We start from the raw sequence: 20,766 nt of genomic DNA, 5'->3' as shown, positions 1-20,766 counted from the left end.
GCACTTTCGAACGCGAGATGGGGCGAATGGGCGCTTTCGAACGTGAGATAGGGCCTATCTCACGTTCGAAAGCGCGGGGGCGGAGCCGAAGGATGCGGGGGCGGGGCCGTCAGGCGGCGGGCTTGCCCTTCTTCTGCCTGTCGTCCTTCTCGTCCTTGCCGCCGGGCAGGGCGCGACGGATCGCGCCGAGGACGCCGCCGTCGTCCTTGGCGCCCGCCGACTCCCCCCCGGCGCGCCCCTGTGCGACGCCCTCGCGGATCTCGCCGGGGATCACCATCGGCAGGGGGCCGAAGAGCTCCGCGGCGTTCTCCATCACGGCCTTGCCCATGGCGCGGTTGCCCACGCCGCCGATCACGGCGCCCACGCCGAACGGCACGGCGCGGCCCACGAAGCCGGCACCCTGCCGCAGGAGCATCTTGCGCATGAACGTCCTCTTGAGGCGATCCACCACGAACGCGCTGATGCCGGTGCCCGATGCGGTGCCCGCGAGCGCGTTGAGGCTGGACTGCGGGTCGTAGGGACGGCCGGCCTTGGCGGCGGCCTCGCGGAGCAGCTCCTTGGCGTCGTCGCCGAGCATGAGGCCCATGACGAGGGCCTGGGCGCGCTGCGGGTCCTGCGTGGTGATGCCGTGCAGCTCGGCGAGGGACTGCGCGTAGAGGGCGGTGGCCTCCATGAAGCCGGCGACCGCGGCACCGGACAGGCCGAGCGCGGCCACGGTGCCGATGCCCGGGACGATCGCGGTGCCGCCCACGGCGGCACCGGCCCCCGTGACGGTGGTCAGGTACTGCTGCCCGAGCCGCTCGGCGAGACGCTCCGGGCTCTCCCCCGGGTGCTTCGCCGCCATGCGCTGGATGTTCTTCAGGACCAGGGGGCGCTGGACCGCCAACACCGTGGAGAGGGCCTTCTCGAAGCCCTCCGTGGGCTCGCCGTTCTCATCGAGTGCCGACTTCAGCCCGAAGTCCTTCACCTTCCCGGACGCGTACCGGCCGATCGTCGAGTTCTTTGCCATGCGCGCCACAGTATCGGCGCGCGACCCCCGCGGTCAGGACCCGGGCGTCGCCGCGCGCAGGGAGTGCTCGAGGAAGATGCGCACGTCACGGACCTCGTCGGGGCCGGTCCCGTGCAGGATCCCGGGGTAGGTGCGCACGGTCAGGCGGGTGTGCTCCTCGGCCCACGCGCGGGTGTGGGCGACGGCGTCCGGATGGATCACGGGATCCTCGGCGTCCCGGCCCCAGAAGAACGGGCGCGGGCCCGGTCCCTCGGCCGGGGAGTCGAGCATGGCCAGCAGCTCGTTGTCGACGGCGAAGCCGCTCAGGCCCACACCGCAGGTGAACGCCTCGGGGCGCAGACGCAGGACCGTCGTCGCCATGGCCATGCCCTGGGAGAAGCCGAGCACCGAGACCGTGCGGAAGCCGGCCGCCACGACCTCCTCGGCGGAGAGCACGTCGAACACGCGGTGGGCGGCGGCGAGCACCTGGGCGAAGTCGGACTGCAGCAGCAGGTCGAGCAGGAACCAGCCGTGCGCGCCGGGGTCGCCCGGGCCTTCGGACGCCGTCTCGTCGATCTCGAAGCCGCCGCGCACCGCCAGGCCGGTGCACCGCTCCGGGAGCATCGGGAAGTGGCGGCGCGCCGCGCGGACCTCGTTGGAGCCGTAGCCGTGGAACACGAGCACCAGGTCCGTGCCCGCGCGCTCCGCCGGCGGGCGCGACCACACCACGCTGTGGCCGGAACTGATCGTCTCGGTGACTGGTGGGGGCGTGGGGCTCATGGCTCCATCCTAGGGAGGACCCCCGACCGGGCGTCATGCCTGGTCAGGGGCCGTTTTCGCGTGGGCCCTGCGGGGATCGAACCCGCGACCGGCGGATTAAAAGTCCGATGCTCTGCCAGCTGAGCTAAAGGCCCCCACCCGCGGCCGACGACGACGGCGCGCGGCCGACGACGGCGACCCTCACGGGTGCCCTCCGATGGTAGCCCAGGCGTCCGGGGCACTACCGTGGACGGGGCCGCCGCCTCCGGCGACCACATCCCCACCCCGATGCGCCCTCGAAGGGAGCCCGCCCATGGCACGTCACCGCCTGCCCGCCGGCCGCGGCGCCAGCTCGAGCGCCTCGGGCGTGCTGCGCCCCCACCGGCCCCGCCTCTCGGAACCGCAGGAGCTCACGCACTTCGCCGGCGGCGAAGACCCGCAGGAAGTGGCCGCGGCGGCCTCGCGCCTGGCCCACGCCCTCGTGGCCGGCGGCCGCGCGGAGGAGGACCCGGCCATCGTCGAGCGGCTGGTCGGGCTGGTCCGCGAGCTGGGCGTCGAGACGCTCGCCGAGCTGTGGGCGGACGCCCCGCCCGTCTCGCTCGCCGGCGCCCTGTGGCGCCTGTACGCGCTCCAGGAGGCGACGACCCGCGACGGCGAGCGCTGGGCCGCCTGGTACCGCGCCGGGCATGCCGCCTACGCCTCGCGCGTCGTGGCGGGCGCCGTCGAGCCGCCGGGGCCGGCCGAGCTGCGCCGCCTCACGGACACGATCCTCACGGGCGCCTACCGCTCCGAGATCGACGTCGCGTTCGAGCGCGCCGCGGCCTACGCCCGCGTCGTGGCTCTGGGCCAGGTCGAGCACGCCGAGGGCTCCGAGGCCGCCGCCCCGGACCGCGCCGCCGCCCTCACCCGCCGGGCCGCGCGCCTGGTCAGCACCGCCGACGCCCTGGAGGCGGCGGGTCGAGCGTTTCGGGACGGATCGCTAGACTGATGGGGACGGCGCCGGGCCGCTGGTAACCCCGGGCTCCAACACATAGCCGCTGCGAGCGGCCTTCCGCCGAGAGGCGTTCCCGGTCCGGCGTCGTCGTCGACCCCTTCGCCACCCGTCGACGAGAGAGCGACCGCTGCCCATGTCCCCCCGCATGCCCTGGCTCGTCACGCGCGACACCCCGGCGCTGCGCCACATGGCGGACCTCGCCGAGGCCCTGCACCGGTCCGTGCATCTGGTGGCCCAGGTCGCGGGGACCCGCGGACCCGAGGCGGACCGTGCCGCCCGTGAGCTCGAGGAGCTCGACTCGTCCTCGAGCGCCACCCTCATGGCCTTCCTCACCGCGCTGCGCAGCGCCTACGTGACTCCGCTGCCCCGTCAGGACCTCTACCGGCTGGCCAGCGGCGTGCACGCGACCACCCGGCGCGTCGTGTCGGCGGGCGTGCTGATCCAGCGGGCCGACCTCGAGGAGCTGCCGACGCACGCCCTCGACGTCCTCGAGACCGTGGGTCGTCAGGCCGAGCTGCTCGCCCGCGGCGCCGCCGAGATGCGCGACCTCGACGCCCTGGAGGCCACGTGGATGCAGCTGCTGCGCGCCTCCCGCCGCACGGAGCGGATCATGGTCGAGTGGCTCGCCGACCTCGGCATGGACCTGCTGCAGCGCGACTACAACCGCCAGCGCGAGGTCGCCTGGGCGCTGCACGCGGCGCTCGAGGCCCTCTCCCGCGTGAACATGGACCTGGGCATGGTGCTCGTCCGTGAGTCCTGAGCCGGTGGAGGCGCCGTGACCGCGGGGCTCGCCGTCGTCCTCGTGCTGCTGTGCGCCGTCGGCGCGCTGATGGGGTTCCGTGACGCCCCCAACGCCGCGGCGCTGCCTGTCCGGTACCGGGCGCTGACCCCGCGCGGAGCCCTCCTCCTGACCGGAGCGGTCAACACCGTGGGCGCCCTGCTGGGCATCGGGCTCATCACGCTGAGCGTGCACTACTTCACCTCGCCCGCGGTGCGCAGCGAGATCGGCCCCCTGGCCGTGGGCGTGTCCTGCGCGGTGACCCTCGTGTGGGGTCTGCTGCTGTGGTGGCGGCGCCTGCCCGGCTCCAGCACGCACGCGCTGATCTCCGCGCTGGCGGGCAGCCACCTCGCCGTGCGCCTGAGCCTGCACATCGACGTCGCCCACACCATCTTCGACCTCGTCCGCGCCGAGGTGCTGCTCAGCCTGTTGCTCTCGCCCCTGATCGCGTGGGCGCTCGCCCGCCTGCTCACCGCCCCCGCCATGCGGCTCGCCACCCGCGGCACCACGGTCAACGTCCAGCACCGGGCCCGCGTCGCGTTGGGCATCTCCGCCAGCGCCATGGCCATGGGCCACGGCCTGCAGGCCGGTCAGCGCATGGGGGTGCTGTGGGCCGCCGTGCTGGTGGGGTCCGGGTCCGTCCTGGCGCCGGACGCCCTGACGGCCGAGTTCGTGGGGGGCGCGTTCCTGTTCGCCCTCGCGGTCGGGCTCGGCACGCTGGGCGGCGCCTGGCGGATCGCCTGGACCCTCACCGAGCGTCTCGTGCGCCTCGACCCCCTGCGGGCGTCCGTGGCCGCCGTCATCCCCGCGGGCCTGCTGTTCGTCGGATCCCTGGTGTTCCACCTGCCCCTGTCCTCCACCCACACGGCGACGGCGGCCATCGTGGGCGCCGGCCAGACGCAGACCTACGCGTCCGTGCGCTGGCCCACCGTGCTGCGCGTGGTCGGCTGGTGGCTGCTCACGCCGGTGGCCTGCGCCCTCCTCGGCCTCCTCGGCACGCTGGCCCTCCTCCCGCTGGCCTGAGGCCGCGCCCGACGACGACGCCCGGCCCCGCAGACGCCGCGACCCCGCCCGGCGTGCGGCCGGACGGGGTCGGGGACGGAGCGCGGGGCGGCTCAGCCGAAACGGCCGGAGACGTAGTCCTCGGTCTGCTGGCTCGAGGGGTTGTTGAAGATGACGTTGGTGTCGTCGTACTCGATCAGCTTGCCGGGCTTGCCGACGCCCTGGATGTTGAAGAACGCGGTCTTGTCCGCCACGCGCGCGGCCTGCTGCATGTTGTGCGTGACGATGATGACCGTGTACTCCTCCTTGAGCTCGTTGATCAGGTCCTCGACGGCGAGGGTGGAGATCGGGTCGAGCGCGGAGCAGGGCTCGTCCATGAGGATCACGTCGGGCTGCACCGCGATGGAGCGGGCGATGCACAGACGCTGCTGCTGACCGCCGGAGAGGCCGGAGCCGGGCTTGTCGAGGCGGTCCTTGACCTCGTTCCACAGGTTGGCGCCGCGCAGGGACTTCTCCACGAGCTCGTCCGCACGGGACTTGTTCAGGCGGGTGCCGTTGAGCTTGTAGCCGGCCAGCACGTTGTCGCGGATGGACATCGTGGGGAACGGGTTCGGGCGCTGGAAGACCATGCCGATCTGGGAACGGACGCGGACCGGGTCCACACCGGGCCCGTAGATGTCCTCGCCGTCGAGCAGGAGCTGGCCGTCCACGGTGGCGCCGGGGAGCACCTCGTGCATGCGGTTGATGCTGCGCAGGAAGGTGGTCTTGCCGCAGCCGGAGGGGCCGATGAAGGCGGTGACGGAGCGGGGGGCGATGTCGATGTTGACGCCCTCGACGGCCTTGAACTTGCCGTAGAAGACATCGACGTCGATGGCCTGGATGCGCTTGGACATGAGTGGTTCTGTTCCTTCGTGGAAGTCTCTGGGGGGGGTGCGACGGGGTCGGGGCCGGCCGCCCGGGGGATTCCGGGCGGCCGGGCCTCACCGGCCCTTCTTGGGGGCGAACGCCTTGGCGATGAACCGTGCCGCCAGGTTGAGCAGCATGACGATGGTGACGAGCAGCAGGGCGGCTGCCCAGGCGCGGGCGGTCGAGGGGTCCGCCGCCGTAGGCGAGGTCGGGGCGACCAGCTGGCGGTAGATGTACACCGGCAGCGCGGTCATCCAGTTGTCGAACGGGTTCCAGTTGATGCTGGTGGCGAAGCCGGCCGTCACGAGGATCGGCGCGGTCTCGCCCGCCACGCGGGCGATGGCCAGGGTGACGCCGGAGGCGATGCCGGAGATCGCGGTGGGCAGGACCACCTTGGCGATGGTCTGCCACTTGCGCACGCCGAGGGCGTAGGCGCCCTCGCGCAGCTCGTTGGGCACCACACGGAGCATCTCCTCCGTGGATCGCACGACCACGGGGATCATGAGCACCGAGAGCGCGATCGCGGCCGTGAGACCCATCTGCACGGACTGCAGTGCGGTGGACTTGCTGCCGGTGACCAGGGTCAGGACCCACGTGATCGCGGCGTAGGCGAAGAGGCCGGCCACGATCGAGGGGATGCCGGTCATGACGTCCACGAAGAACACGATGGCGCGGGAGAACCAGCCGCCGCGGCTGTACTCCACCAGGTAGATGGAGGTGAGCATGCCGATCGGCACGGAGATCAGGGTCGCGATGATCGTGATCACGACGGTGCCGATCAGGGCGTGGCCGAAACCGCCCGCGAGCCCGCCGGCGGGCTTGCCGTCCTCCACCCACGCCGAGTCGTCGATGCCGGTGATGCCCTTCATGTCGTACGCCATGATCTGCGGGTTGGCGATCAGGGTCGGCAGACCGGCGGAGAGGACCGACCACAGCACGGAGACCAGCGGCACCAGGGCCACGAGGAACGCCAGCCACACGAGGTTGCGGCACAGGCCGTCTGCGGCGCGGCGCCGGTTCTCCATCACGCGGGTGGCCACGTAGAGCCCCGCGATGTAGAGGATGGCGGCGATGATCACGAAACCGACGACGTTGAAGGCGCCGCTGAGCAGCACGGTCAGGCCGGCGGCGACGACGGCCGCGGCAGCTGCGACGGCCATCCAGGTCCAGCCGGGCTTCTGACCCTCGGTCAGGGAGTGACGCCGCGGCGTCACGCTGTCCTCGGTGGCCCGGGGAGAAGTCGAGACAGTGCTCATGTCAGTTGGCTCCCGAGAATTCCTTGTGCTTGTTCACGATCGCGCGGGCGATCATGTTCACCGCCAGGGTGATGATGAAGAGCATGAGACCGGCAGCGATCAGCTCGTGCAGGCGCATGTTGAACGCCTCGGGGAAGTTGAGCGCGATCTCCGACGGGATCGTCTGGTTCCTGCCGGACTCCACGAGCGACCAGGAGAAGACGCCGCCGGAGAGCACCATGGTGACCGCCATGGTCTCGCCGAGCGCGCGGCCGAGGCCGAGCATGATCGAGGAGATGATGCCGGCCCGGGCGAACGGGAACACGGTCATCTTGATCATCTCCCAGCGCGTGGCGCCGAGGCCGAGCGCGGCCTCCTCGTGGAGCTTCGGGGTCTGGGTGAAGATCTCACGGCAGAGCGCGGTGATGATCGGCAGGACCATCACGGCCAGCACGACGCCCGAGGTCAGCAGGGTGCGGCCCGTGGTGGTGGCCGAGCCGCCGAAGAACGGGATGAAGCCCAGGTTCTCGTTGAGCCAGCCGTAGATCGGCACCATCAGCGGAGCGAGCGTCAGCCAGCCCCACACGCCGTAGACCACGGAGGGGATCGCGGCCAGCAGATCGATCACGAAGCCCACCGACTGCGCGATGCGCGGGGGCGCATAGTGCGAGATGAACAGGGCGACACCGATCGCGACCGGGGTGGCGATGAGCAGAGCGATGATCGACACCATCACGGTGCCGGCCATGAGCGGCCACACGTACTGGAAGAAGGAGTCCGCAGACACGAGCTCCGCGCCCGGCTGCAGGGCAGGCCATGCCTCCGTCAGGAGGAAGACCGCCACGAAGGCGAGCACGAGCAGGATCAGGACGGCGGCCGCCAGGGCCCCGCCGGAGAGGAGCTTGTCTCCGGCGGCTCCGCGGCGGGGGCCGCGCAGGCTGGACGGCTTCGGTGCCGCCTCGTTGGTGGTTGAGGACACGGTGCCTTCCCTCAGATCGACGTGCGTGGTGATGGACGGGCCGCGACGAACGAGTGCCCTGACGCGGCTTCAGCCGCCGGGCCCGTGGGGCCCGGCGGCCGAAGCGGCGGTGGGTCAGCCGACAAGAAGCGACATCAGCCCTTGACCGAGATGGCCTCGATGCGCTCCATGGCCTTCTTGCGGGTGTCCTCGGAGATCGGGGCGTTGCCCGCGGACTCCTCGGCGGTCTTCTGACCGTCCTCGGACACGACGTACTCGGCGAAGGCCTTGACCTGGTCCACGGTCTCCTGCGACTCGTACTGGTTGCAGTAGATGTGGTAGGAGACCAGCACGACGGGGTACACGCCGGACTCGTCGGTGGCGCGGTCGAGCTCGATCGAGCCGTCCTCCTTGGCCTCGGACTTCTCGACGGTCGCGGCCGCGGCCTCGGCGGAGTACTTCACGTACTCCTCGCCGACCTTCACGGACACGGTGCCCAGCTCGCCCACGGCGGAGGCGTCGGCGTAGGTGATGGCGCCTTCGGTCTGGGAGGCCAGGCCCACGACACCCTTGGTGCCCTGGGCGGACTCGGCGGTGATGTCGGACGGCCAGGTCTCGACCTCGTCGTAGGACCAGGCATCGCCGGCGGCCTCGGTGAGGTAGGCGGTGAAGTTCTCGGTGGTGCCCGAGTCGTCGGAACGGTGCACGACGGTGATCGGGGTGTCGGGCAGCTCGACGCCCTCGTTCTGCGCGGCGATGGCCTCGTCGTTCCAGTTCTTGATCTCGCCGGAGAACACCTTGGCGATGGTCTCGGCGTCCATCTTGACGTCATCGACGCCCGGCAGGTTGTAGGCCACGGCGATCGGGGAGATGTAGGCCGGCACGTGGAACGCGCCCTCGTCGCCGCAGTTCTCCTTGGCGGACTCAGCCTCCTCCTCCTTGAGGGCGGCGTCGGAGCCGGCGAAGGAGGTGGCACCGGCGAGGAACTTCTCACGACCGGCACCGGAGCCGTCCGGGGAGTACTGCACGGTCAGGTTCGGAGCGGTCTCGGTGACACCCTGGGTCCAGGCGGTCATGGCCGCCTCCTGCGAGGAGGCGCCGGCGCCGACCAGGTTGCCCTGGACCTCGGAGGTGGTGCCCTGCTCGCCGCCGGCGGAGCCGGAGGCATCGGAGCCGCCGTTGCCGCTGTCCGCGGAGGAGCAGGCGGTCAGGGCGATGGCGGCCACGGACAGGAGGGCGGCGGAGCGGCCGAAGCGGAGAGCCTTCACGAAGAGCCTCTTTCAATCGGATGACGACGGTGAGGGCAGAGCGTCCGGCTGGCCCGGTTCTGCACCGCACCCGACCGTACGGTCCAGAGGTGAATCGAGTGCTCGGCCGGGGTGAACAGATGGTGAACGGGAGCGGCATTCGCAGGAATGATCTGTGCCGTGGGCCACAATGCTTGGTTGAGCCTCGCACGGCGGGGGCACCGCGGCGTCGGACTAGGCTGGCCGCATGACGGACCGCTTCGCCACCGCCACGGGCACGGTGCCGATGGTCGACCCCCAGACCCGCGGGGAACGTCTCGGCCGCTTCCTGCGTCGGCGCGCCCGTGCGGGCTGGTCCCGCGTCCGCTCCTCCGTGGGCCAGGCCGCCCTCGTCGCTGTCTGCGCGGTGGGCGCCTACTGGTTCGCGGAGGCCGTCCTGGGCCACCAGCAGCCCCTGTTCGCCTCCACCGCCCTACTGATCGCCCTCGGCTTCCAACGGGAGCCGAAGCTGCGCAAGGTGGCCGAGGTCGCCGTCGGCTGCACCGTCGGCATCCTGATCGGGGACCTGCTCATGGTCGGGCTCGGCCGCGGCCTGTGGCAGGCCTCGGTGGTCCTGTTCGTGTCCGTGATGGTGGCCCGGTTCCTGGACTCCGGCGCCACATTCACGATGCAGATGTCCCTGCAGTCCGTCCTCGTGGTCCTCCTGCCCACCGGCACGGGAGGGCCGTTCGTCCGCAGCCAGGACGCGATCGTGGGCGGCGTCCTGGCCCTGCTCGTCACGTTCCTCTCGCCCCAGGACGTGCGCCGTCCCGCGGTGCGTCAGCTGGGTGGACTCTACGACTCGATCGCCACGGTGCTGCGCGACCTCTCCCGGGCCCTGCGGGAGAACGACTCCCGCACCGCCTGGATGGCGCTCGTGGCCAGCCGCGGCACGCACACCACGCTGGAGGCGCTGCGCAAGGAGCTGCGCGTCACGCATGAGCAGACCGTGTTCAACCCGCTGCACCGCTCCTCGCGCTCCTTCGTGGAGGACGCGGTGAACGCGGCGGACCGCTCGGACCTGGCGGTGCGCTCCCTGCGGATCGTGGCCCGGCGGGTGGTCTCGGTCCTGGACGAGGGTGTGTTCGACGACGACGACCGCGAGCGCCTGGCCGCCTGGTTCGACGACGCCGCGGACGCCGTCGAGATCCTGCACCGCTCCCTCGTGGAGCCGCAGGCCGAGGGCCGCCATCGCTCGCTGTCCGTGGCGCGGGACGCCCTGGGGGCGTCCGCGTCCGCGCTGGACCCGCACCAGCTGGGCGGCGGGTCCGTGCACGGCGAGGCGCTCGTGATGCTGCTGCGGCCCATGATGGTGGACCTCATCGAGGCCACGGGCGCCGAGCACGACGAGGCGCGCGGCTACCTGCCCCGCGTCTGAGCCCGACGGCGGCGCACGGCCCCGGCGGCCGACGTCGGACCGCGCGCGGTGCCGGCTAACGCGTCCGCCTCGGCTCCTAGAGTGGGCGCATGGCCACCAAGACCGCCCCGAAGCGTGCCCCCGGATACCGCTGCACCGAGTGCGGCTGGACCACCGTGAAGTGGGTCGGCCGCTGCGGGGAGTGCCAGTCGTGGGGCACGGTCGAGGAGATCGGGCTGACGTCGACCACCGGTCGCACGCGCGCGGCCACGGTCGCGGAGGTCGCGCCGCGCATCGCGGACGTGGACGCCACGCTGGCCTCGTTCCGCTCCACGGGGGTGCGTGAGCTGGACCGCGTGCTCGGCGGCGGCCTCGTGCCGGGCGCGGTGATCCTGCTGGCCGGCGAGCCGGGCATCGGCAAGTCCACGCTGCTGTTGGACGTGGCCGCCCAGACGGCGCGCGGCGCGGGCGGCGGCGGTCCGCGCTCGGTGCTGTACCTGACGGGCGAGGAGTCGGCGGCGCAGGTGCGCTCCCGCGCAGACCGGATCGGGGCGATCGCGGACACCCTGCGTCTGACGGCGGAGACGGACCTGGGCCGGGCACTGGGGCAGATCGAGCGGACGGACCCGGAGCTGGTGATCGTGGACTCCGTGCAGACCCTGCAGTCCACCGAGGTGGACGGGATCGCCGGGGGCGTCAGCCAGGTGCGCGAGGTGGCGGCCAGCCTCATCCGCACGGCCAAGGAGAAGGGGATCACCACGGTCCTGGTGGGCCACGTGACGAAGGACGGGACCATCGCCGGCCCGCGGCTGCTCGAGCACCTCGTGGACGTGGTCTGCCAGTTCGAGGGGGACCGCCACTCACGGCTGCGCCTGGTGCGTGCGGTGAAGAACCGCTTCGGGCCCACGGACGAGGTCGGCTGCTTCGACCTGCGGGAGGACGGCATCGAGTCCCTGGACGACCCCTCCGGTCTGTTCCTCTCGGGCGTCTCGGAGCCGGTCGAGGGCACGTGCGTGACGGTGACGCTCGAGGGCCGGCGCCCGCTCGTGGCCGAGGTGCAGTCCCTGCTCACCCCGTCCGCCGGCGGCAGCCCGCGCCGCACCGTCTCCGGCGTGGACGCGGCGCGCGTGAACATGCTCCTGGCCGTGCTCCAGCGCCGGGCCCGTTTCGCCCTCGCCCAGGACGACTGCTACGTGGCCACCGTGGGCGGCGTGCGACTCTCGGAGCCCGCCTCGGACCTGGCCGTGGCCGTCGCCGTGGCCTCGGCGAAGCTCTCGGCCCCCGTCCCGCAGGGGATGATCGCCGTCGGTGAGCTCGGGCTGGCCGGGGAGGTGCGCCCCGTGCCCGGCATCGGGCGACGGGTGCGCGAGGCCGCCCGCCTGGGCTTCACCCGCGCCCTGGTCCCCCGCTCCCCCGAGCCGCTCGGGGACGTCCCCGCGGGCTTCACGGTGGCGGAGGTCGGCTCGATCGGCGAGGCCCTCGCCACGATCCCCACGTGGACCGGCGGCGGCCCGGCCGCGCATCCGGAGGCCGGCCCCGGCCGCTGACGGCGCGGCCGGCTCAGCGGGACGATGACGGCGACGGGTCGGTGGTCGAGGCCGACGCCGGGTCGGAGGCGGACCCCGACGGGGAGGCGCTGCCGCTCGAGGAGGGGGTGGCCGAGGAGGGGGTGGCCGAGGAGGGGGCGGCCGAGGAGCTGCTGTCCTGGGCCCCCGGGGCGAGCTCCTCGAGGATCTTCAGCGCGACGGGGCGGGAGGTGACGTCGCCGAGGCTGACCGTCAGCAGATGGGGCCCGGGCTCCGCGAGAGCGCCGAGGCGGCCGCAGTCCTGGCTCGAGGCGCGGCCGGACCAGCGGTACACGGCGGTGAGCTCCTCGTGCGGGTACAGCACCCGCTGGGCCTCCGCGGGGTCCGCCTGGCAGATGCGGGTGGAGAAGACGTCGTCGCCCTCGGCCGTGCGGATCGTGAACTCCTGCCGGGCCGTGCCCACATCCGTGCGGCACGGGGTCGAGGAGAGGTTCGTGATGCCCAGGCGCAGCTCGGCCTCCTCGCCCCGCTGGTACTCGGACCGGTCCGCGGAGGCGGCGATCCGCAGATCCGAGGGCTGGCACTCGGCGGCGTCCTCGAGGGCCACGGTAGGCGAGGCGGAACTGGACTCGGCGTCCGTGGCCGGGGCGGGCGACGGGGAGTGCACCGGCGTCGGGGCGGCGGAGGGGTCGGCGTCCTCGGAGGAGAAGGCGCCGATCCCGGCTCGGACGAGCGCCACGACGGCCCACCCCACCAGGAGCAGGAGCACGAGGGCGAGCAGGGCGGCCACGAGCCGCCGGCGGCGGTAGACGGCGGGGGACGGCTTCGACCCGGGGGAAGTCGGACGAGACGGCATGCGATCCAGGGTAGGCGGCGGCGCACCCTACAGTGGACGCCATGCCCGCGCCCGCCCCCCTCGTCCCGCCCACGGTGGACGTGCCGCACCTGCACGACGCGATGCTGGGCTGGTTCGCCGTCCACGCCCGGGACCTGCCCTGGCGCAGCCCGGACTGCTCCCCGTGGGGCGTGCTCGTCTCGGAGATCATGCTCCAGCAGACCCCGGTCGTGCGGGTGCTGCCCCGCTGGCGGGAGTGGCTGGAGCGCTGGCCCACCCCCGCGGACCTGGCCGCCGCCCCCACCGCAGACGTGCTCACGGCCTGGGACCGACTCGGCTACCCGCGCCGGGCCCTGCGCCTCCAGGAGGCCGCCCGGGCCGTCGTCGGGCGCCACGACGGCCGGGTGCCGGCCGACCCCGCCGCCCTGCGCGCCCTGCCCGGCATCGGCGAGTACACGGCCGCGGCGGTCGCGAGCTTCGCGTTCGGCGTCCCCGAGACCGTCGTGGACACCAACGTGCGCCGGGTGATCGCGCGCGCGGTCGCGGGTGAGGCCCTGCCCGGCAGGTCGCTGACCCGCGCCGAGATGCGCCGCGCCCAGGCCCTCATGCCCGAGGACCCCGCCCGCGCCAACGCGTGGAACGCGGCCGTCATGGAACTCGGGGCCCTCGTCTGCACCGCCCGCTCCCCCGCCTGCGACCGCTGCCCGCTGGCGGAGACGTGCGCGTGGGTCGCAGCGGGCTCCCCGCCGCCGGTGGAGGTGCCGCGCGGCCAGGCCTGGGCCGGCACGGACCGTCAGGTGCGCGGGGCCGTGATGGCCGCCGTCCGCGAGCACGGGCGCGTGGCCGAGGCGGAGGTGCCCGCCGTCGTCGTGGCCGGGGGGCGGCTCGGGTCGCACCGCCCCGACGACGCGCAGTGGGCGCGGTGCGTCGCCGGGCTCGTGTCGGACGGGCTGCTGGCCCGGGACGACGACGGCGGCCTCACCTTCCCGGCCTGACCTCGCCGGGGCCTGGGGCGGCCCGCGGTGCGGCGGCTCAGAGGCGGCGGATCATCCGCGTGTTGCCGAGCGTGTTCGGCTTGACCCGGGCGAGGTCCAGGAACTCGGCGACGCCCTCGTCCGTGGAGCGCAGCAGTTCCGCGTAGACCTCCGGGTCCACGGCGGACTGGTCCGCCATCACCTCGAAACCGTGCCGGCGGAAGAACTCGACCTCGAAGGTCAGGCAGAAGACCCGCTCGACGCCCACGGCCCGCGCACGGTCCAGCAGCTCCTCGATGATCAGGTGCCCGACGCCGGTCCCCCGGTGGGCCTCCGAGACGGCGAGGGTGCGGACCTCGGCGATGTCCTGCCACATCACGTGGAGGGCGCCGAAGCCGGCCAGGGTCCCGTCCGCCTCCTCGGCGACCACGAACTCCTGGATGGCCTCGTAGTAGGCCACCGCCTCCTTCTGGAGCAGCACGCGCTCCCGCGCCAGCGGCTCCACGAGCGCCTGGATGACCGGGACGTCCTGGGTCCGCGCCGAGCGGAGGGTGAGGGGGCGGTCGGCAGGCATGGGGTCCAGTCTAGGCACGGACATCCCGACCCCGGACAGACGGGAGCCCCCGTCCCGGCGGACCGGGCGGGGGCTCCCGCGGCGTCGACGGCAGGCTCAGGCCTGCTGCTCGCCCTCGTCCCCGGACAGGAACTTCTCCTGCGCGCCGTCGACACCCTTGTTCACGGTGTCGCCGTGCTCGCCGAGCTTGTCGCCGTGCTGCTCCTGAGCGTTGTCCACGGCCTCGTCGATCTTGTCCGAGTGCTGGTTTGCGAGGTTGTTCAGGTCACCGATACCCATGGGCGGCCTCCTTCTTCTCGGGGCTGCCCCGCAGCCGTCCCGGCGAGCGCCGGGTCGAAGCGGAGACAGGACCACCGTCGAGCGGTCACAGACCACAGTGGCACCGATCCCGCCGCGAGGGAACCCCTCTCGTGCCTCCGGAGAGGCGGGCCGGTTCAGCGGTCCTTCGCGAGGCCGTCCTTGATGCCGGCGGCGGTGTCGCGGACCTCGGCCCCGGCGTCCCCGCGGGGGCACGACGACGGCCCGCCGCCTCCTCCCCGAGGGGGAGGGGCGACGGGCCGTGGCCACCGGACGCGCGGTCCGGCGTCGTGGGTCAGACCCCGCAGGTCACACGGAGCGGTCGGCGTCCACCGGATCGCCGGCACCGGACTCGAGCTCGGCCAGGTCCGCACCCTCCAGGGCCTCCCGGCCGCCGGAGAACGCGAACGTCAGCTCGGCGCCCTCCCCCTCGCCCGTGGCGTCCACGGTGATGAGGGAGCCGGCCGGGATCTCGCCGAAGAGGATCTTCTCCGAGAGCTGGTCCTCCACCATCTGCTGGATGGTGCGGCGCAGCGGGCGGGCGCCCATGGCCGGATCGTAGCCGCGGTCCGCGAGCAGATCCTTGGCGGACTGGGTGAGCTCGATGGACAGGTCCTGCTCCGCCAGGCGCTTGCCGAGGCGGGAGACGAACAGGTCCACGATCTCCACGATCTCGTGCTTCTGCAGCTGCGGGAACACGATCACGTCGTCCACACGGTTGAGGAACTCGGGGCGGAAGTGCTGGCGCAGCTCCTCCTTGACCTTGCCCTTCATCCGCTCGTACCCGGTGGTGGTGTCCGTGGCCGACTGGAAGCCGGTCATGACGCCCTTGGAGATGTCCCGGGTGCCGAGGTTCGTGGTCATGATGATCACGGTGTTCTTGAAGTCCACCACACGGCCCTGCGAGTCGGTCAGGCGACCGTCCTCGAGGATCTGCAGCAGGGAGTTGAACAGGTCCTGATGGGCCTTCTCCACCTCGTCGAACAGCACCACGGAGAACGGACGGCGGCGGACCTTCTCGGTGAGCTGGCCGCCCTCCTCGTAGCCCACGTAGCCGGGAGGGGCGCCGAACAGACGCGAGACGGTGTGCTTCTCCTGGAACTCGGACATGTCCAGCGTGATGAGCGCGTCCTCGTCCCCGAAGAGGAACTCCGCGAGGGACTTGGCCAGCTCCGTCTTGCCGACGCCGGTGGGGCCGGCGAAGATGAACGACCCCGAGGGGCGGTTCGGGTCCTTCAGGCCCGCGCGGGTGCGGCGGATGGCGCGGGACAGGGACTTGATGGCCTCGTCCTGGCCGATCACGCGGCGGTGGAGCTCGTCCTCCATGTTGCGCAGGCGGTCCGTCTCCTCCTCGGTGAGCTTGAACACCGGGATGCCGGTGGACTTGGAGAGCACCTCGGCGATGAGGTCCTCGTCCACCGTGGCGACGTCGGCGTCCGCGCCGGTGCGCCACGCCTGCTCCTTCTCGCGGCGCTCGTCCCCGAGCTGCTGCTCCTGGTCCCGCAGGCGGGCGGCGCCCTCGAAGTCCTGGCCGTCGATGGCGGCCTCCTTCTGGGTGCGCACCTCCGCGATCCGGGACTCGTAGGCCTTGATCTCCGGCGGCACGGTCATGCGACGGATGCGCAGACGCGCGCCGGCCTCGTCGATCAGGTCGATGGCCTTGTCCGGCAGGTGCCGGTCGGAGACGTAGCGGTCCGCCAGGCCGGCGGCGGCCTTGAGCGCGCCGTCGGTGATGGAGACCTTGTGGTGCGCCTCGTAGCGGTCCCGCAGGCCGCGCAGGATCTCCGTGGCGTCCTCGACGGACGGCTCGGCGACCTGGATCGGCTGGAAGCGGCGCTCGAGCGCGGCGTCCTTCTCGATGTGCTTGCGGTACTCGTCCAGCGTGGTGGCGCCGATGGTCTGCAGCTCACCGCGGGCCAGCATCGGCTTGAGGATGCTGGCGGCGTCGATCGCGCCCTCGGCCGCACCCGCCCCGACGAGGGTGTGGATCTCGTCGATGAACAGGATGATGTCCCCGCGCGTGCGGATCTCCTTGAGCACCTTCTTCAGGCGCTCCTCGAAGTCGCCGCGGTAGCGGGAGCCGGCCACGAGGGAGCCGAGGTCCAGCGAGTAGAGCTGCTTGTCCCTGAGCGTCTCCGGGACGTCGCCGCGGTCGATCGCCTGGGCCAGGCCCTCGACGACGGCGGTCTTGCCGACGCCGGGCTCGCCGATGAGCACGGGGTTGTTCTTGGTGCGGCGGGAGAGCACCTGCATGACGCGCTCCATCTCACCCGCACGCCCGATGACGGGATCCAGCTTGCCGTCGTGCGCGGCCGCGGTGAGGTTGCGTCCGAACTGGTCCAGCACCACGGAGCCGGCGTTCTGGCCGGCCTCGCCGCCCTGGCCCACCCCGGCACCCGCGGTCTCCTTGCCACCCTGGGCGCCGCCCTGGTAGCCGGAGAGCAGCTGGATGACCGTCTGACGGACGCGGTTCAGGTCCGCGCCGAGCTGCACGAGGACCTGGGCGGCCACGCCCTCGCCCTCGCGGATCAGGCCGAGCAGGATGTGCTCGGTGCCGATGTAGTTGTGGCCGAGCTGCAGCGCCTCGCGCAGGGACAGCTCGAGCACCTTCTTGGCGCGCGGCGTGAAGGGGATGTGGCCGGGCGGGTTCTGCTGACCCTGGCCGATGTCCTCCTGCACCTTCTCTCGCACGGCGCCCAGGGAGATGTCCATGGACTCCAGTGCCTTGGCTGCGACGCCCTCACCCTCGTGGATCAGACCGAGCAGGATGTGCTCGGTGCCGATGTAGCTGTGGTTGAGCATGCGCGCCTCTTCCTGGGCGAGCACGACCACCCGCCGGGCGCGGTCGGTGAATCTCTCGAACATGGGCACACTCCTTGCGTACGGTCGTGGTCGACACTACGCACCCGGACCGCGTGCCGCGCGGCTGTTCGCCAGCGGGAGAAGCGGCCCGGCCGTCCTCGGGAGGGGCCGGAACGAGGCCCGGGGACGCCGATTCCTCGACGCACCCGGGCGGGACGCTCACTTGCGCTTCGCGTTGCGGTAGGCCTCCACCACGTCGCGGTGCAGGCGACCGCGGCTCGAGACCTCGTAGCCGTTCTCGGCCGCCCACTTGCGGATCTGGGCGGCCTCGACCTTGGGCGACGGCGGCGCCACGGCGCGGCCCTTCTTCATGTAGGGCTTCAGGAACTCACGGAGTTCCGCAGCGTGCTCCTTCGACAGGTCGATCTCGTAATTGCGACCGTCCAATGCAAAGTTCACGGTCTCATCTGCAGGCGAACTGTCAAGATCATCCACGAGGACCACTTCTACCTTCTGTGCCAACGGTGATTCCCACTTTCTTCTCTCGTGCGCGTGTCCCTGGGTTCCGGTCTTCGCTCTCGGGGTTCTTTCCCGCGTGCTCACGATTCCGGCCGTGCACTTGTGGTGATTCAAGAATACCGCAACGAAGCCGGGCAGAAGGATTCTTCAACGCCGGGGAAGGAATCTCACCGGGCGCGGTCCTCCGGATCAGCCCCCGGCCCTCCCTCGGCTCGGCGTCGGGCCGCCCACTCACGGGCCTCGGCCTCCTCGCGGGCCGCCCGCGCGTCCGCGCCCGAGAGCCGGCGGGCCTGACTCTCGCGCTCACCCGTGTCCGAACGCAGCAGGGAGCGCATCACCAGCCAGAAGATGAGCCCGAGGCCGATCGAGGGGGCGAGGACGGAGAAGTAGTCCCAGAAGGCGGCCATGTCAGGCCTCCGGCTTGAGCAGCGGGAAGAGGATGGTCTCGCGGATGCCGGCGTCCGTGAACAGCATCACCAGGCGGTCGATGCCCAGGCCGATGCCGCCCATGGGCGGGGCGCCGTACTCGAGGGCGCGCAGGAAGTCCTCGTCCAGCTGCATCGCCTCGTCGTCGCCGGCGGCCGCCATCGCCGACTGGGCGGTCAGGCGCTCGCGCTGGATGACGGGGTCGATCAGCTCGGAGAACGCGGTGCCGCGCTCCATGCCGCCGATGATCAGGTCCCAGGCCTCGATGACCCGGTCGTCCGAGCGGTGCGGGCGCGCGAGCGGCTGGGCGGCCGGCGGGTAGTCGTACACGAACGTGGGGTTCATCAGGGTGGGCTCCACGATCTCGCCGAACAGCTCGATCACGAGCTTCTCCGCGTCCCACGCGGGGTCCACCTTGACCTCGTGCTCCGCGGCGATCGCCCGCAGCGTCTCGGCGTCCGTCTCCGGGGTGATCTCGCGGCCCACGGCCTCGGACAGCCCCGGGTACACGGCGACCCAGGCCCACTCGCCGTCGAGGTCGATGACGCCCTTCGCGGTCTCGAGCCGACGCCCGGCGCCCACCGCGTCCGCGGCGTTGAGGATGATCTCCTGCATGCGCTCGGCCATGACGTGCATGTCCGCCCACGCCTCATAGGACTCGAGGGTGGTGAACTCGGGCGAGTGGGTCGAGTCCACGCCCTCGTTGCGGAACACGCGGCCGATCTCGAACACGCGGTCGATGCCGCCGACGACGGCGCGCTTGAGGTACAGCTCGGTGGCGATGCGCAGGGTCATCGGCTGGTCGAACGCGTTGAGGTGCGTCTCGAAGGGACGTGCGAGGGCGCCGCCGTGGACCAGCTGGAGCATCGGGGTCTCCACCTCCACGTAGCCGTGGCCCTCGAGGGTGCGCCGCACCGCCGAGGTGACCTTGGCCCGGGTGTAGACCATGCGGCGGGCCTCCTCGCGCACGATCAGGTCCGCGTAGCGCTGGCGGACGCGGGTCTCCTCGTTCAGGTCCGCGTGCAGCACGGGCAGGGGGCGCAGCGCCTTGGAGGCCATCTCCCACGCCGAGGCCATGATGGACAGCTCGCCGCGGCGCGAGACGATCACCTCGCCGGTGACGGAGAGGAAGTCGCCCAGGTCCACGACCTTCTTCCACTCGGCCAGGGACTCCTCACCGACGGCGGCCAGGGACACCATGACCTGGAGGCGGACGGCCTCCCCGTCCGCGCCGGACTCCTGCAGGGTGGCGAAGCAGAGCTTGCCGGTGTTGCGGAGGAAGACGACGCGCCCGGTCACCGACACGGTCTCGCCCGAGGTCCAGTCGGGCTCGTGGCCGTCGAACCGCTCACGCACCTCGGCCAGCGCGTGGGTGCGCGGCACCTGCACGGGGTAGGCCTCGCGGCCCGAGGCGAGCAGCTGCTCACGCTTGGCGGCGCGGACGGCCTGCTGATCGTGGTGGTCGACGGCGGCGGAGGCGGAGTTCTGGGTGGTCACGGTCCCCGAGTCTACCGACGGCGCCCCGCCGGTCAGCCGCGCACCTCGGGGTTGACGAGGGCCGGGGCCTCCGCGCCCGTGGCCATGGCGATCGCGTTGCGCGCGGCCAGCTCGGCCATCGCGGCGCGGGTGTCCCGGGTGGCGGAGCCCAGATGCGGCAGGAGCATCACGTTCTCCAGCTCGGCCAGGCCCGGGGCGAGGGCGGGCTCGTCCTCGTAGACGTCCAGACCGGCGCCGAAGAGCCGCCCCTCGCGCAGGGCGGTGACGAGGGCCGCCTCGTCCACCACGGGCCCCCGGGCCGTGTTGACGAGGACGGCGTCGTCCTTCATCTTCGCGATCACGTCCGCATCCACGAGGTGATGGGTGTCGTCCGTCAGGGGCACGTGGAGGGACAGGACGTCCGCGACCTCGACGAGCTCCTCCCAGCGGACCTGACGGACGCGGCCGGCGAGGTCGCCGAGCTCCGCGGCCGCGACCTCCCGGTGCGCGGGCGGCCGCGGCGCGAACACGACCTCCATGCCGAAGGCGAGCGCACGCTCGGCCACCGCCTTGCCGATCCGCCCGAAACCGGCCAGGCCCAGGGTCGCGCCACGCACGTCCCGGCCCACGAGCAGGTCCGGCGCCCAGCCGTGGAAGCGTCCCTCGCGCACCATCCGCTCACCCTCGGGGGCACGGCGGGTCACCCCGAGGATCAGGAGCATCGCGATGTCCGCGGTGGCGTCCGTGAGCACGTCCGGGGTGTTGCCGACGGCGATCCCCCGCCGCGTCGCGGCGGCCACGTCCACGTTGTTGTAGCCGACCGCGTAGTTGGCGATGCCCCTGATCCGCGCGTCGGCGAGCACGTCGGCGGTGAACTTCTGGTCCAGGGCCGCGACGACGACGTCGTAGTCCCCCGAGGCCACCAGCCGCGCGAGCGCGGCGTCCCCTCCGACGTCGGCGCCGTCCACCACCTCTCCGGCCTCGCGCAGCATTCCGAGCCCGGGCTCAGGGAGGCGGGTCATGAGCAGGAAACGGGGGGTCACGGCGGGCCTCACTCTCGGATCGGGGCGGGGA

Annotated in this window: 20 protein-coding genes and 1 tRNA gene; 6 read left to right on the top strand and 15 right to left on the bottom strand. The window is 72.3% G+C overall.

Translation table 11 applies throughout. From position 1 onward, the window contains the following. Window positions 1–109 precede the first annotated feature (109 nt). From B1A86_RS00575 to B1A86_RS00565, 3 genes are all read right to left on the bottom strand, one after another. Window positions 110–1,009 (bottom strand): hypothetical protein, encoded by a 900-nt coding sequence (locus B1A86_RS00575; protein ID WP_078025974.1) that lies wholly within the window; start codon window positions 1,007–1,009, stop codon window positions 110–112. 33 nt (window positions 1,010–1,042) lie between these two features. Further along, a complete protein-coding gene (locus tag B1A86_RS00570; protein WP_041103593.1) occupies window positions 1,043–1,768 on the bottom strand; it encodes an alpha/beta hydrolase in 726 nt (241 codons plus the stop codon). Between the two features lie 61 nt (window positions 1,769–1,829). After that, a tRNA-Lys gene (locus tag B1A86_RS00565) sits at window positions 1,830–1,902 on the bottom strand. 158 nt (window positions 1,903–2,060) lie between these two features. Here B1A86_RS00565 and B1A86_RS00560 point away from each other — a divergent pair. From B1A86_RS00560 to B1A86_RS00550, 3 genes are all read left to right on the top strand, one after another. After that, a complete protein-coding gene (locus B1A86_RS00560; protein WP_041103592.1) occupies window positions 2,061–2,735 on the top strand; it encodes a hypothetical protein in 675 nt (224 codons plus the stop codon). A 139-nt stretch (window positions 2,736–2,874) separates the two neighbouring features. Then, window positions 2,875–3,501 (top strand): hypothetical protein, encoded by a 627-nt coding sequence (locus B1A86_RS00555; protein WP_036314859.1) that lies wholly within the window; start codon window positions 2,875–2,877, stop codon window positions 3,499–3,501. A 15-nt stretch (window positions 3,502–3,516) separates the two neighbouring features. Continuing rightward, the gene (locus tag B1A86_RS00550; RefSeq protein ID WP_078025975.1) at window positions 3,517–4,542 is read left to right on the top strand and encodes an inorganic phosphate transporter; all 1,026 of its coding nucleotides are present in this window, start codon (window positions 3,517–3,519) and stop codon (window positions 4,540–4,542) included. A 92-nt stretch (window positions 4,543–4,634) separates the two neighbouring features. Here B1A86_RS00550 and pstB read toward each other — a convergent pair whose 3' ends face one another. From pstB to pstS, 4 genes are all read right to left on the bottom strand, one after another. Then, window positions 4,635–5,414 (bottom strand): phosphate ABC transporter ATP-binding protein PstB, encoded by a 780-nt coding sequence (gene pstB, locus B1A86_RS00545; protein ID WP_036384205.1) that lies wholly within the window; start codon window positions 5,412–5,414, stop codon window positions 4,635–4,637. 87 nt (window positions 5,415–5,501) lie between these two features. Then, window positions 5,502–6,683 (bottom strand): phosphate ABC transporter permease PstA, encoded by a 1,182-nt coding sequence (gene pstA, locus B1A86_RS00540; protein WP_036384203.1) that lies wholly within the window; start codon window positions 6,681–6,683, stop codon window positions 5,502–5,504. Window position 6,684: 1 nt separating this feature from the next. Beyond that, a complete protein-coding gene (gene pstC / locus B1A86_RS00535) occupies window positions 6,685–7,641 on the bottom strand; it encodes a phosphate ABC transporter permease subunit PstC (RefSeq protein WP_049147798.1) in 957 nt (318 codons plus the stop codon). 134 nt (window positions 7,642–7,775) lie between these two features. Then, a complete protein-coding gene (pstS, locus tag B1A86_RS00530) occupies window positions 7,776–8,888 on the bottom strand; it encodes a phosphate ABC transporter substrate-binding protein PstS (protein WP_069941087.1) in 1,113 nt (370 codons plus the stop codon). 226 nt (window positions 8,889–9,114) lie between these two features. On the opposite strand from pstS, the gene B1A86_RS00525 reads away from it, so the two are divergent. Both B1A86_RS00525 and radA read left to right on the top strand, forming a co-directional pair. After that, a complete protein-coding gene (locus B1A86_RS00525) occupies window positions 9,115–10,284 on the top strand; it encodes an aromatic acid exporter family protein (RefSeq protein WP_069941088.1) in 1,170 nt (389 codons plus the stop codon). Between the two features lie 89 nt (window positions 10,285–10,373). After that, complete coding sequence (gene radA / locus B1A86_RS00520) at window positions 10,374–11,810, top strand: DNA repair protein RadA (RefSeq protein WP_069941089.1); 1,437 nt, start codon at window positions 10,374–10,376, stop codon at window positions 11,808–11,810. Between the two features lie 13 nt (window positions 11,811–11,823). Here the strand turns inward: radA and B1A86_RS00515 are convergent, their stop codons facing one another. Then, complete coding sequence (locus B1A86_RS00515; RefSeq protein ID WP_069941090.1) at window positions 11,824–12,645, bottom strand: hypothetical protein; 822 nt, start codon at window positions 12,643–12,645, stop codon at window positions 11,824–11,826. 41 nt (window positions 12,646–12,686) lie between these two features. On the opposite strand from B1A86_RS00515, the gene B1A86_RS00510 reads away from it, so the two are divergent. Next, on the top strand, window positions 12,687–13,619 hold the full coding sequence (locus B1A86_RS00510) for an A/G-specific adenine glycosylase (RefSeq protein WP_152743583.1): 933 nt from the start codon (window positions 12,687–12,689) through the stop codon (window positions 13,617–13,619). A gap of 37 nt (window positions 13,620–13,656) precedes the next feature. On the opposite strand, the gene B1A86_RS00505 is transcribed toward B1A86_RS00510, so the two are convergent. From B1A86_RS00505 to B1A86_RS00475, 7 genes are all read right to left on the bottom strand, one after another. Beyond that, complete coding sequence (locus B1A86_RS00505) at window positions 13,657–14,172, bottom strand: amino-acid N-acetyltransferase (protein WP_002856080.1); 516 nt, start codon at window positions 14,170–14,172, stop codon at window positions 13,657–13,659. Window positions 14,173–14,268: 96 nt separating this feature from the next. Continuing rightward, on the bottom strand, window positions 14,269–14,451 hold the full coding sequence (locus tag B1A86_RS00500) for an Rv0909 family putative TA system antitoxin (protein WP_041104640.1): 183 nt from the start codon (window positions 14,449–14,451) through the stop codon (window positions 14,269–14,271). Window positions 14,452–14,778: 327 nt separating this feature from the next. Continuing rightward, window positions 14,779–17,334 (bottom strand): ATP-dependent Clp protease ATP-binding subunit, encoded by a 2,556-nt coding sequence (locus B1A86_RS00495; protein ID WP_041104641.1) that lies wholly within the window; start codon window positions 17,332–17,334, stop codon window positions 14,779–14,781. Between the two features lie 156 nt (window positions 17,335–17,490). Then, a complete protein-coding gene (locus B1A86_RS00490; protein ID WP_370446019.1) occupies window positions 17,491–17,874 on the bottom strand; it encodes an Lsr2 family protein in 384 nt (127 codons plus the stop codon). Between the two features lie 83 nt (window positions 17,875–17,957). Next, a complete protein-coding gene (locus tag B1A86_RS00485) occupies window positions 17,958–18,197 on the bottom strand; it encodes a hypothetical protein (RefSeq protein ID WP_041104642.1) in 240 nt (79 codons plus the stop codon). Between the two features lies 1 nt (window position 18,198). Next, window positions 18,199–19,713 carry a lysine--tRNA ligase gene (gene lysS / locus B1A86_RS00480; RefSeq protein WP_036384191.1) on the bottom strand — a complete coding sequence of 505 codons (1,515 nt, stop codon included), beginning with the start codon at window positions 19,711–19,713 and terminating at the stop codon, window positions 18,199–18,201. 32 nt (window positions 19,714–19,745) lie between these two features. After that, complete coding sequence (locus B1A86_RS00475; RefSeq protein WP_069941093.1) at window positions 19,746–20,735, bottom strand: D-glycerate dehydrogenase; 990 nt, start codon at window positions 20,733–20,735, stop codon at window positions 19,746–19,748. Window positions 20,736–20,766 lie beyond the last annotated feature (31 nt).

The sequence above is a fragment of the Micrococcus sp. KBS0714 genome, assembly GCF_002008305.4.
Classification (GTDB): domain Bacteria; phylum Actinomycetota; class Actinomycetes; order Actinomycetales; family Micrococcaceae; genus Micrococcus; species Micrococcus luteus.
The sequence above is the reverse complement of the archived record's forward strand: the minus strand, read 5'-3'. Positions and strand labels throughout refer to the sequence as shown.

What these genes read in the sequence shown, in the direction of transcription:
- B1A86_RS00575 (WP_078025974.1), bottom strand. Translation starts at nt 1,009, where the DNA reads ATGGCAAAGAACTCGACGATCGGCCGGTACGCGTCCGGGAAGGTGAAG.
- B1A86_RS00570 (WP_041103593.1), bottom strand. Translation starts at nt 1,768, where the DNA reads ATGAGCCCCACGCCCCCACCAGTCACCGAGACGATCAGTTCCGGCCAC.
- B1A86_RS00560 (WP_041103592.1), top strand. Translation starts at nt 2,061, where the DNA reads ATGGCACGTCACCGCCTGCCCGCCGGCCGCGGCGCCAGCTCGAGCGCC.
- B1A86_RS00555 (WP_036314859.1), top strand. Translation starts at nt 2,875, where the DNA reads ATGTCCCCCCGCATGCCCTGGCTCGTCACGCGCGACACCCCGGCGCTG.
- pstB (WP_036384205.1), bottom strand. Translation starts at nt 5,414, where the DNA reads ATGTCCAAGCGCATCCAGGCCATCGACGTCGATGTCTTCTACGGCAAG.
- pstA (WP_036384203.1), bottom strand. Translation starts at nt 6,683, where the DNA reads ATGAGCACTGTCTCGACTTCTCCCCGGGCCACCGAGGACAGCGTGACG.
- B1A86_RS00525 (WP_069941088.1), top strand. Translation starts at nt 9,115, where the DNA reads ATGACGGACCGCTTCGCCACCGCCACGGGCACGGTGCCGATGGTCGAC.
- radA (WP_069941089.1), top strand. Translation starts at nt 10,374, where the DNA reads ATGGCCACCAAGACCGCCCCGAAGCGTGCCCCCGGATACCGCTGCACC.
- B1A86_RS00515 (WP_069941090.1), bottom strand. Translation starts at nt 12,645, where the DNA reads ATGCCGTCTCGTCCGACTTCCCCCGGGTCGAAGCCGTCCCCCGCCGTC.
- B1A86_RS00510 (WP_152743583.1), top strand. Translation starts at nt 12,687, where the DNA reads ATGCCCGCGCCCGCCCCCCTCGTCCCGCCCACGGTGGACGTGCCGCAC.
- B1A86_RS00505 (WP_002856080.1), bottom strand. Translation starts at nt 14,172, where the DNA reads ATGCCTGCCGACCGCCCCCTCACCCTCCGCTCGGCGCGGACCCAGGAC.
- B1A86_RS00500 (WP_041104640.1), bottom strand. Translation starts at nt 14,451, where the DNA reads ATGGGTATCGGTGACCTGAACAACCTCGCAAACCAGCACTCGGACAAG.
- B1A86_RS00495 (WP_041104641.1), bottom strand. Translation starts at nt 17,334, where the DNA reads ATGTTCGAGAGATTCACCGACCGCGCCCGGCGGGTGGTCGTGCTCGCC.
- B1A86_RS00485 (WP_041104642.1), bottom strand. Translation starts at nt 18,197, where the DNA reads ATGGCCGCCTTCTGGGACTACTTCTCCGTCCTCGCCCCCTCGATCGGC.